The sequence below is a fragment of the Pseudomonas sp. S2_F03 genome (genome assembly GCF_054668335.1).
This window is the reverse complement of sequence record NZ_CP162759.1, coordinates 5,597,854-5,609,940: the sequence shown is the minus strand read 5'-3', so window position 1 is coordinate 5,609,940 and position 12,087 is coordinate 5,597,854. Positions and strand designations below refer to the sequence as shown.

General features: G+C 55.2%; 3 protein-coding genes and 5 pseudogenes. 6 read left to right on the top strand and 2 right to left on the bottom strand.

Features of this window, described 5'->3' with window-relative positions; translation table 11 throughout:
* Positions 1-132 precede the first annotated feature (132 nt).
* From AB4N76_RS26280 to AB4N76_RS26255, 6 genes and pseudogenes are all read left to right on the top strand, one after another.
* A pseudogene (locus AB4N76_RS26280) lies at positions 133-2,175 on the top strand (type VI secretion system Vgr family protein).
* Positions 2,120-2,908: pseudogene (locus AB4N76_RS26275) on the top strand (DUF4123 domain-containing protein). Before AB4N76_RS26280 ends, AB4N76_RS26275 begins: the two co-directional pseudogenes overlap by 56 nt.
* A complete protein-coding gene (locus AB4N76_RS26270) occupies positions 2,905-3,600 on the top strand; it encodes a hypothetical protein (RefSeq protein WP_460163745.1) in 696 nt (231 codons plus the stop codon). Before AB4N76_RS26275 ends, AB4N76_RS26270 begins: the two are co-directional and overlap by 4 nt.
* Positions 3,601-4,119: 519 nt before the next feature.
* Positions 4,120-7,372, top strand: a pseudogene (locus AB4N76_RS26265) (RHS repeat-associated core domain-containing protein); the annotation flags it as partial.
* An 849-nt stretch (positions 7,373-8,221) separates the two neighbouring features.
* A pseudogene (locus AB4N76_RS26260) lies at positions 8,222-9,505 on the top strand (RHS repeat domain-containing protein); the annotation flags it as partial.
* 2 nt (positions 9,506-9,507) lie between these two features.
* Positions 9,508-9,765: a hypothetical protein gene (locus tag AB4N76_RS26255; RefSeq protein ID WP_077430370.1), complete on the top strand. Its 258-nt coding sequence runs from the start codon at positions 9,508-9,510 to the stop codon at positions 9,763-9,765.
* A 49-nt stretch (positions 9,766-9,814) separates the two neighbouring features.
* On the opposite strand, the pseudogene AB4N76_RS26250 reads toward AB4N76_RS26255, so the two are convergent.
* Positions 9,815-11,012 (bottom strand): annotated as a pseudogene (locus tag AB4N76_RS26250) (IS4 family transposase).
* A 156-nt stretch (positions 11,013-11,168) separates the two neighbouring features.
* Positions 11,169-11,792 (bottom strand): hypothetical protein, encoded by a 624-nt coding sequence (locus tag AB4N76_RS26245; RefSeq protein WP_460163744.1) that lies wholly within the window; start codon positions 11,790-11,792, stop codon positions 11,169-11,171.
* Positions 11,793-12,087 lie beyond the last annotated feature (295 nt).

The following is a 12,087-nucleotide window of genomic DNA, read 5'->3' as shown; positions in this document are numbered from 1 at the left end:
ATCAGGCCGACCGTCTCAAGCATCGGCCAGCTCTGCTGGTCGATGTTGTTTTCGCTCTTCCAGAATTTTCGCGTCGGCTGATGCCTTTTTCGGCCATTGGCGCACGCCGCAGCACTGCACGAGGAACAAGGGATGTTCGCGCCGGCCAATCAGACTCACTTTGCCCTGACCATCGAAGGCCTATCCAGCGATTTGCAGGTGCTGTCCTTGCAAGGTCGGGAGGCGATCAGCCAACCGTTCGTGTTTGAGGTGGAGCTGGTCAGTGAACAGCCGTCCCTGGACCTCGAAAACCTGCTGCACAAACCGGCCTTCTTGCAGCTCTCGCCTGACGGCAGCGGCATCCACGGCCAGATCTATCGCGCCGCCCAGGGTGATTCCGGCAAACGCCTGACCCGCTACGCGGTGACCCTGCGTCCGCAACTGTCCTACCTGGCGCATCGCGTCAACCAACGCATCTTCCAGAACCTCAACGTGCCGAAAATCATCGGCAAGGTCCTTGAAGAGCACGGCATCCAAAGCAATGCTTACGAATTCAAAGTCGGGGCAATTTACCCCGAGCGCATTTACTGCGTTCAGTACGATGAATCGGACCTGCAATTCATCCAGCGCTTGTGCGAGGAAGAAGGTATCCACTACCACTTCCAGCACAGCGCCACGGCCCACAAGCTGGTGTTCGGCGATGACCAGACGGTGTTCCCGAAACTGGCGCCCGTGGCCTATCAGCAAGACTCCGGCATGGTCGCCAACGACCCGGTGATCAAGCGCTTCGATCTGCGCCTGGAAACCCGCACCAGCCGCACCACCCGCCGCGACTACGACTTCGAAAAACCGCGCATCACCCTCGAAAGCGAAAACCGTGGCGACGCCCTGCCCGACCTCGAAGACTACGACTACCCCGGCCGTTTCATCGACCGCGAGCGTGGCAAGCACCTGGCCAAACGCGCCCTCGAACGCCACCGCAGCGACTTCCAGCTCGCCGAAGGCAAAAGTGATCAGCCGTTGCTGGTCAGCGGCCACTTCCTGGCCCTGACCCAACACCCCAAGGCTAAATGGAACGACCTGTGGCTGCTGACCGAAATCCTCCACGAAGGCAAACAGCCGCAAGTGCTGGAAGAATCGGTGACCAGCCACACCACCAACCTGAAGGACGACTTCCATCAGGGCTACCGCAACCGCTTCCAGGCCACCCCGTGGGACGTACCGAATCGCCCGCCGCTGCAGCATCCCAAGCCACGAATCCTCGGCAGTCAAAGCGCCGTGGTCACCGGGCCCCAGGGTGAAGAAATTCATTGCGACGAGTACGGCCGCGTCGAAGTGCAATTCCACTGGGACCGCGAAGGCCAGGCCGACGACAAGACCAGTTGCTGGCTGCGCGTCTCCTCCGCCTGGGCCGGCGCCCACTACGGCGGCATCGCCATCCCGCGGATCGGCATGGAAGTGCTCGTCACCTTCCTCGAAGGCGACCCCGACCAACCGCTGATCAGCGGCTGCCTTTACCACAAGGAAAACGTCGTCCCGTACCCGCTGCCGGCGAACAAGACCCGCAGCACTTTCAAACCCTGAGCTCACCGGGGGGCGGTGGTTTCAACGAACTGCGCATCGAAGACAAGAAGGGGCAGGAACAAATCTTCCTGCACGCCCAGCGCGACTGGGATGAAAACGTCGAGCACGACCAGAAAATCCGCGTCGGCAACGAACGCCACGACACCGTCGAGCAAAACAGCTACAGCGAATTCAAAGCCGAAGAACACCACACGGTTTACGCCGACCGCAAAGTCGAAGCACGCGCCAACGACCACCTGACCGTGGGCGCAAACCAGCACATCAAGATTGGCACCGGGCAGTTCATTGAAGCCGGCCAGGAAATCCACCTGAGCAGCGGCATGAAAGTCGTGCTCGAAGCCGGGAGCGAACTGACGCTCAAGGGTGGCGGCAGCTTCATCAAGATCGACGCCAGCGGCGTGACCCTGAGCGGGCCGGTGATCAACATGAACTCCGGGGGCAGTCCGGGCAGCGGGACCGGGGCTGCGCCGTTGATGCCGGGTGTGTTGAAACAGGCGGATGCGGACAAGGCTGGGGCGGTACTCGACACCGGCTCAGGTCAATACGCTGAAGCGTAATGCGCCGTTTTGTGAAGAGTGTGAAAAATGCAAGGCAGGTGTTTGTGCGAGCTGATCTTTTGACGCCTCAGGCGTGGTTGGCTGAACGGCCGCTGCAAACGGGCGAACACCTGTATCTGATCGTCAGTGCCGCCAGTGATGCCGATGCGCTGAAGACGCTTTACCAGAATGACCCCACCACCCAGGCCACCCCGATCTGGGGCGGAACACCCACGCGAGTTGGCAACAAGTAATGCCATACCTCACCGAGTTGAAGCCCAACTCGGGTTTTCTGTCGTGGATTGCCGAAACGGACGCGCAAGACTGGGGATGGCTGGCGGTTTCAACCAGCACGCCGGAGCTGGTCTTTGAACGACCTGCGCAGCCTGACCCAAGTGCGCATGCCCGATGGAACCGAGGTGTTTTTCCGGTTCTGGGATGGGCGGCATATCTATCCGATTCTGGAGGGATTGGGTGAGGCGGCGGGTGAAGTGTTACCGGTGTTTGATCGGTATCTGATTAATGGCAAGCGGCTGGAGGTTGGGCCAAGGGTGGTGCCGAAGGCGAAGGATTGGCCTTGGTGGGAAGTGCCCAAGGGGTTGCTTGATGGCCTGACGACGAAAAATCCGTCCACCGTGATCGGCAACATGATGCAGTGGCTGAAGGAGGATCACGCCGAACTGTATTTCTCGGTCCCAGAATCCAACTTGCAGCAAAAAGTTTCGCGCTTCGTAAAACGCACCCCACTCACGGAAGAAAACTACACAGGGCTGCTGAAGGCCTACTTGGAAAATGAGGTGACCGTATGAGCATTTTGATGGGTTCCATTGTTGGGAACCTCACAGCAAAACAACCAGATGCTCAGGTCATCATCAGTGATTTTAAGAAATGTATTGCTGACTACCGCAGCCATGCCGAAGCCTGGTATGGCGGTGCCCTGGATGCGGAACAACAATTTCAGGTCGGCGACGAAGTCGGTACTCAGGACAAAGACAGCAAAGAGCAAGTCGACCTTTACGCAAACTGCCCAGCCAATGGCAAGCTCAAACTGGTGCACAGTTTCGAGTCTGCGCGCTTTGTCCCTATCGGCAATACACCGGTTCGATTGGCGCCTGTGGCCGATGGCAAGCTGTTCGGTAAAAATGAAATAGGTCAGGCGATCACCGCGACGATTGGTCCTAGCGGGATTCTTGAAGTTGCGAATCTCACACCGAACCAACAATACAAAATCACGTTTTTCCCCAACCCCACCCCAGCGCAGATCGACACGCTGTTCTATTCCTATCAGGGCGTTATCGGCGATCTGAGCGGCTGGCTACAAACCCAGTGGACCACCGACTTTTTGCCGTTGTGGCAGGAACATAACAACGCGTCGATGGCTGGCCGTGTTCTGCAAGACCTGGAAGCCGAGTGGAAAGGCTTTTTTGAAAGCGATCACGGGTTTGTGGGGCGATATCAAAAGCCTCTACGACCTGGTTGCACATCCTCGGGAGAATCATGAAGAAAGCTGAAGAAATTCTTCACCGAGGAAGAAATCAAGCGCATTTACGACGCCTCGGAGGAGCCATTCACACTGCCCTGCTGATCGCCAGCGATGAGCCATTGATGTGGATCTACGTGGCCGCCATCATGGCGTGGGTCAAGATGCTGCCACCTGCAGACCTGCACGGAAGTGCTGTCTCAACTGACCACCGAAGTCCTGCTGAACATTCTGGTCGGCGTTGTAATGACCGGTGGTCTCGGCTTGGCAGTACGTGTCGGCACCAAGGCACTTAAAGCCACGCAAAACAGCGGCAAGGTGCTGAAGCTGATCGAAGACTTCACCGGCATGCTGATGAAAATCAGCAAGAAGAACGCGGCGGTCCACACTGAAGCTGCCAGGCCGTTACTGCTCAACGGTAATTCAGCGGTCAATCAGGCACGCAAAGCCAGCGTCGAAATTGCCGCCCCCAAGCCCGCAACCACGGCAACAGCGCCGAAGAAAAAGCCAAAGGTTACGGGCGGCAAGGTGGAGACCGACGCGCAGATCCATGCACGCGGAAAGAAAGACAACACCACGCGCATCGAACAAAAAGAGCCTGTCGACAACGCTCCCGACCAATCGAAAACCCCCGCCGACCAGCCTGCACAGTGTGCGAACAAAACCTGCACGGATGGCGAACCCGTGTCGATGGTGACCGGTGAGGAGTTACTGACGCTCACCGATGGCGAACTCGGTGGCCTCTTGCCGCTGGAATGGACGCGTCTTTATCGCAGCAGTGCGGTCGAAATCGACAGTCGTCTCGGTTATGGCTGGAGCCATTCACTGTCCCATCGCCTGAACCTGGACGATGAAGGCGTGCTGTGGACTGACAATGAAAACCGTCAGACCCGCTTCCCGATGCCGACCGAACAACGTCCAGCGATCACCAACAGCCTGGCCGAAGCGGCGATTTTTCTTGGTGACGCCCCAGGTGAACTGATCCTGACTCAGGCCGGCCCGAAAACGCGGTTTTACCATTTCCGTGCCGGGCGTCTGAACACCATCAGTGATGCCTACGAAAACCAGTTGCACATCAGCTATGACCTGGTTGGGCGCATTCAGCGCATCGACAACGGTGCTGGTCGCGCTTTGTTACTGCGTTATGACGACCGCCATATCTCGGCAGTCGACTACCAGCAGCAACGTGCCGAGTACGATGATCGCGGTGGGCGCCAGGATCCATGGCAAACCGTGCAAACCCTGGTCACCTATCACTACAACGAGCGCAATCAACTCGTCAGTGCCACCAACGCTGCCGGCGAGCGCGAGCACTATCGCTACAACGATCAGCACGTCATTCTCGAACGTCAACTGGCGGGTGGCGCCAGCTTCTACTGGGATTGGGAACGCGAAGGCAAATTGGCGCGCTGCGTCCGCCACTGGGCCAGTTATTCGCAACTGGAAGCGTGCTATGTGTGGGACGACAAGGGCACGGTGAGCGTGCTTAACGCCGATGGCAGCGAGCAGGTTTACGTGCATGACGAAAATGCGCGACTTATCAGCGAGACCGCCCCCGACGGAGCGCAAACGCAAAGAGCCTATGACGGCGAAGGTCGCCTGATCGCTGAAAAAGACGCGCTGGGCGCCGTCACCGAATACCAATACAACGACGGCGGACGTTTGATTGCGGTTGTCCCTCCGGAAGATGAACCGACTCGCTACAACTACTACGATGGCCAACTCATCGATGTGCAACGCGGCAGAGCTCGCTGGAAGTACGAGCGCAACCGTCAGGGCGATATCACCCAGCAAACCGACCCCCACGGTAACGAAACTCACTACAGCTACGACCGTCAGGGTCGCCTGTTGGAAATTCGTCATCCTGATGGCAGCCGCCATCAATTGGGCTGGAACAACCTCGGTCAATTGCTGGAAGAACGCCTGCCCGACGGCGGCCAGCGCAAATACCGCTACGACGCGCTGGGTCGACAGATTACCCGTCAGGAAGAAACCGGTGCGATCACCCACTACCAGTGGGATGCTGTCGGCCGCCTGACGCAAGTCACCCTGCCCGGCGGCGCCAGCCGTGCGTTCACTTATAACCCGTACGGCCGCGTCACCGCAGAGCGCGATGAGCTGGGCCGCGTGACGCGTTACGAATATGCCGATGGTCTGCACCTGGTCAGCCGCCGGATCAATCCGGACGGTAGCCAGTTGCGTTATCGCTACGACAACTCGAGATTACTGCTGACAGAGATCGAGAACGAACGTGGCGAGCACTACCATCTTGACTACCACACTAACGGCCTGATCCAGCAGGAAACCGGTTTCGACGGGCGCCGCACCGCCTATGAATACGACCTCAACGGCCAACTGCTGAAGAAAACCGAGTTCGGCGACGATGGCAGTGAACTTGTCACTGAATATCAGCGCGACGCTGCTGGCCGCTTACTGGTCAAAACCCTGGCCGATGGCGAGGAGATCCATTACAGCTATGACGCCCTTGGCCGTCTGGTCAACGTCGACGACGGCAACTGGCCACTGGCGTATGAATACGATCTACAAGACCGCCTGATCACCGAACACCAAGGCTGGGGCACCCTGCGCTACGAGTACGACAGCGTTGGACAACTTCAGCCACTGCCGCCTTCCGGACGGCAGTAAGCTCGATTACCGCCACCAGCGCGGCGGCCAACTAAGCAGCATCGACCTCAACGGCTCGCGCCTGACCACCCATCAGTTCAACGCCGGTCTCGAGCAAAAACGCCAACAAGGCCTGCTACTCAGCGAGTATCAGTACGACGATCAAGGCCGTCTGCAAGCACACAGCGTCAGCCAAAAAGATAGAAACCTGTTCCACCGCCGCTACGCCTACGACGCCAACGGCAACCTCGCCGGCATCGACGACAGCCGCAAGGGAAATCGCAGCTACCACTACGACCCGCTCGATCGCCTGATCAACGTTCGTGGCAGCACCCCGGAAAGCTTCGCCCATGACCCGGCCGGCAACTTGCTGGGTCAAGGCGACCAACCCACCGCAAACCTGGCCAACGTCAAAGGCAACCGCCTGCTCATGCAAGGCGACCGCCACTACGACTACGACGCCTACGGCAACCTGACTCGCGAACGTCGCGGCACCGGACAGAAACTCGTCACCGAATACCGTTACGACTGCCAGCACCGCTTGATCGGCGCCAGCCTGCCGGGCGGTAGCGTCGCGAGCTACAAGTACGACGCCTTCGGTCGTCGCATCGAAAAAACCGTCGACGGCAGCACCACCGAATTCCTGTGGCAAGGCGAACGCCTCGTCGCCGAAAGCGCTGACAACCGTTATCGCACTTACGTTTATGAACCGGGTAGTTTCCGTCCGCTGGTGATGCTGGATGGCGAAGGTCCACTGAAGGCGACGCCGTTTTACTATCAGCTCGATCATCTGGGTACACCGCAAGAGCTCACCGACTACAGCGGCGAGATCATGTGGTCTGCCAAGTACCGCGCTTATGGCAATCTCGCTGCACTCGATGTTGCCGAAATCGACAACCCGTTGCGATTTCAGGGGCAGTACTTCGATGCGGAGACGGGCTTACACTACAACCGGCATCGCTACTACAATCCGGGGACCGGGCGGTATCTGACGCCGGATCCGATCAAGCTTGCGGGTGGGTTGAATAACTACCAGTACGTGCCTAACCCTACGGGGTGGGTGGATCCGTTGGGGTTGAATGGATGTCCAGGGGCCGGGAGCAATCCTGATTCGAAAAATCCCGCCGACAAAGCTAAAGTTGAGACTAAGGAGCCGCCAACCCCGGAGGTTACTTGGTCAAGCCCTTCAGTTAAAAGAGCCTCCGATCAGCTTGATCGCGGGGCGAAAGATGTAACGGTTAACAGCAGAGGAGAGGCTGAGGAGCTATTTAGAGGGAAATACGTAGGTGAAGGCTATAGAAACGCCGAAGAATTTAACTCCGTGACCGCCAAAGACTACTTTGTAACTCCCGAAGGGAAAGAGTCATACTACCACTGGGACGACACACCCGTTTCCAACATCGAAACCAGAAAAGTATACATGGCGAATCACAGCCCTACTGACCCCCATGCCGCCTTGCCACATTTGCAACTACATCCAAAAGACGGCAAAGTAATCCGTATCTACTGGCCAAATCAATTTGAGGGGCAAAAATGAACGAGCAGAAAACAATCCCACGAAGTGTTTGAGTACGGTCTCGACGGCAAAAGCTACGACTCAATTGCGCAAGAATTGAACTCTGAAGACCCACTATCGCGTAAATGGGCCGCGATATATGCAATTTACAAATATAAATTTCTAACGAACGATCCTTTTCGATACTATGACTTTATAAACAATTCAAAAAACTCTCGGTACGCGATCATAATATTTTCAGTACCTATTGAGACACTCGAAACAAGCGACGGCATAGATGACCGCGACATAAATATAGAAAATTTTGAAGAGTTGAATTCAGAAGAAGAAATAAATAGCTTTTTGAAAAACAACCAAGTCAACCCAGAGTTGTTCACAGCTCCATGGCGTTGTGACTATCCACTTTAACTCACCAAAAACAGGCCAGCAAAACAATAAAGCAACAATAAAGGGGACGGATTTATTTTCATCGAAAGAAAATAAATCCGTCCCCTTTTCACTTACGCCTACGACACCAACGGCAACCTCGCCGGGATCGACGACAGCCGCAAAGGCAATCGCAGCTACCACTACGACCCGCTCGATCGCCTGATCAACGTTCGTGGCAGCACCCCGGAAAGCTTCGCCCATGACCCGGCCGGCAACTTGCTGGGTCAAGGCGACCAACCCACCGCAAACCTGGCCAACGTCAAAGGCAACCGCCTGCTCATGCAAGGCGACCGCCATTACGACTACGACGCCTACGGCAACTTGATCCGCGAGCGTCGCGGCACCGGACAGAAACTCGTCACCGAATACCGTTACGACTGCCAGCACCGCTTGATCGGCGCCAGCCTGCCGGGCGGTAGCGTCGCGAGCTACAAGTACGACGCCTTCGGTCGTCGCATCGAAAAAACCGTCGACGGCAGCACCACCGAATTTCTCTGGCAAGGCGAACGCCTGATCGCCGAAAGCGCTGACAACCGTTATCGCACTTACGTTTATGAACCGGGTAGTTTCCGTCCGCTGGTGATGCTGGATGGCGAAGGTCCACTGAAGGCGACGCCGTTTTACTATCAGCTCGATCATCTGGGTACACCGCAAGAGCTCACCGACTACAGCGGCGAGATCATGTGGTCTGCCAAGTACCGCGCTTATGGCAATCTCGCTGCACTCGATGTTGCCGAAATCGACAACCCGTTGCGATTTCAGGGGCAGTACTTCGATGCGGAGACGGGCTTACACTACAACCGGCATCGCTACTACAATCCGGGGACCGGGCGGTATCTGACGCCGGATCCGATCAAGCTTGCGGGTGGGTTGAACAACTACCAGTACGTGCCTAACCCTACGGGGTGGGTGGATCCGTTGGGGTTGAGCAGCGGTTGTCCAGGCAGTTCAGGGAATGGAGCCAATGACCCAAAGGCTAATTCAGTCGCAGAGTCATCACCGGTTGCTCCAGCTCCTGCTGGAGAGCTAGATTGGAAAAGCGTAGTACCCGCGAAAGGGAAGTACAAAGGCCAAAGCCGAATAGATCATGTTCAACTTCACAATGTCGATAATCCCGCAAAGCCTCAACATGGGGTTTTCTATGGTGATGGAGTCGATGCGACCAATGAGGCTTGGAGGAAAGCTCAGACAGATGGAATTAAACCGGACGCGACAGGAACATTAAAAGTACCGATGGGAAAAATGGTAGGTCGTTCTGGAGGCGGCGAAGCAGACGCGGGCAAATTATTTTACAATCTTGAAATGAAACTAGTCCCTGGAACTAACAAAATAATCACCTCTTATCCTGCGGAATAAAAATGAAAAAGTATTATTGGTACAAAAACTGCCCAGCCTGCAAGCAAGGAAGGCTGATTATCACTCACGATACTACGAATGAAAGATTATATTTGCACTGCGAAGAGTGCGAGATGGGCTGGTTAAATCCCAGCGACGCTGATAGCAACGAAAATAGCTTCCTAACATTGCTTGTAGAGTTCGAGACGGAAAACCCATCTCTAGAGCTTATCCAGAAAAACAATTGGTCACAGGTAGCAACTCATTCTTTCGAAGAATGACAGAAAAAACATAAACAAAGGGGACGGATTCTGAGAGATCCCCACAAATCTAGTCCAACACATGCGCCTGTTGATGCACCTCGTTTCGCAACGCGCGCTCAAGTCTCTCTAAGGTTTTTCGAGATTTTGAGCCGCTTCCGCTGCGCCAGTATTCCAACCCAAGTCGCCATAGCGACAACACCCTCCGGCGTTTTAGGCTATTGCTTTGAAAGCGATGTTCATGACCTGCTTCGCGAGCCTGTAACCCGGTTTAACGGATAATGTAGTTGGCCAAAGCCGAGACCAGTAACAGCACTTCAATTCGGCGTGGGCAGCGACTTCGATGGTGAGTTATGCCAATGCCAAAGTGCTCGCTTTTTACATCCCGGAAGCCTTCTTCTATCTGCATCCGTTGCTTATAAATCGCCACGATTTTCGATGGATTCCATTGATCCTCCGGCAGATTACTGGCCAGCAACCAAGGCTCTCGTTCACAATTGGCCGATTGCCTGCTGAGTTTGTTTTTGGCGATTGATCCGGTGACGCACTGGTGTTCTCGCCCCTTGGCTCGGTGCCTGACGCAGTACAAATGAATAAAATGTGGCGCGCTTTGAGTCATCTCGATATGGCCCAGCGACTTCGGTGAAGATGACACCAGAGCGTAGAGATTTTTCACCGGTAGCCAGGTGTTCGAGTCGCTGCGGTAGAGGTCGCGGTTGCGTACCCGAGCTACGTAATACCAGCCTTGCGCCTCGACAGCCTTGATCCAGGGCCGACGAAAACCCGCATCGGCCACAAGAACCGGCACACAGTCTTTAGGGAGCATTTCGGCCAACGTTTGCAGCAATCGCTTTTGATATGTCGGTCATCCTTCGCGCTCGTGAACGCTTTCGTAAATGGGATAGGAACGTCCAGCCAATGGGATGGCTGCGCGCAACAGAGAGAAATCTCCCGCCGCATCAATCGGCGACCAATCGACCAGGATTAACGGGCGGTTTCAGCGCACCCCAACAAGGCTCGCAACATGACCCAGTAAAATAGCGAGCGCTCCGCCTTGGAGGTGACGATTTCCTAACAACCGATCCACTCGTTTAATCGCGTGCTTGGGATAAGCCTTGCCTGACATGAATCGACCAAGTCCTGTCAGAGTTAGACTGACGGCCTCGCAGTAATGAACTGACACAACACATCAGCGTTTTCAGACGATGGGAATGGACAGTGGGAAGTGCTTGAGCGAGCGCGCTGTGTAATAATCGAATAGCCTGCATGGGATCGGGATCTTGTTTTGTGTGGTGCAATACAAGCTGCCGACCCATGCAGGGTCTCTTCAATTCCCAACTTCTCGATTTCTCGTAGGAAAAGCGAGGATTTCTCAGGGACAGATTTATTTTCACAAAAGATAATAAACCCTCCCCGTTCTCGCTCTAAACCGCTACCCACCGCCCCACCGCTACCGAACCCGGAATTTTAACCTCCAGACTTCCTAAAAACTGCTCATCAATCGAACGAAGCAAAACTTCCGGCCCCATCAACCCCAACTGAATTGCTTGAACCCCTGAACTGGCAAGCATTAAAGACTTAAACTCCGTCAACGGGCCTTTAACCACCTTGGTCTTAGTTAAATCCTTCTCATGCAACAAATCCGCAGATGCAAAAAACTCAGCCGTATCGAGTCCAAGGGCGGACAACTGGCCGGAGTCCTCCACATCAATTTCTGCATAATGTGTTGCCTGGGCTAAAAACTTGCGCCCGGAAACCTTCCCGTCGATGGCTAACAAAAAGAACGTGAAGGCTGTATTGCCCAAGCGGTTCCAGTCGTCTTCATTTGTGTTGCTGCCCTGAGTCCGATTAAGTGTTTTCACCCCTTTGTTAACCAACTCAAAATTCGGTTCAATCGCGTTAAATCTAGGCGGCCCATCGACTGTGGTGGTGTAGTGCCGGAGGGTAAACTTTTTATTCGATGCTTTATCCATTTGTTTTTGATTGGCTTTTTTATCAGAAAAAACCAGCGAGTCGTTTGTTACATCCTTCATGATGGTAAAGGGCAAAACTCTATCTGTTGCATCGTAGCCGGTCTTGTATTTGTCAAAGACCTCTTGAGCAGGAACAGATTTTCTAGCGATTGAAGGGGTCGGTGTCGACTTTTAAGCGTACAAGCACCCGTGTGATTGGTCTTGCACTGGGGGCAGAGTTTAGGGATTTGAAAGGGAGCTGCTTTTGACGCCGCAGGTTTGGTCGCTGCGATCACCACGCCAGTGGGCATGGTGAAGGGAGGTGATGATGCAGAGGTTGCCCCTTGACCGAGTATTGGGCCTCGCGTTGATTTTTGATGACCGGAAGGAT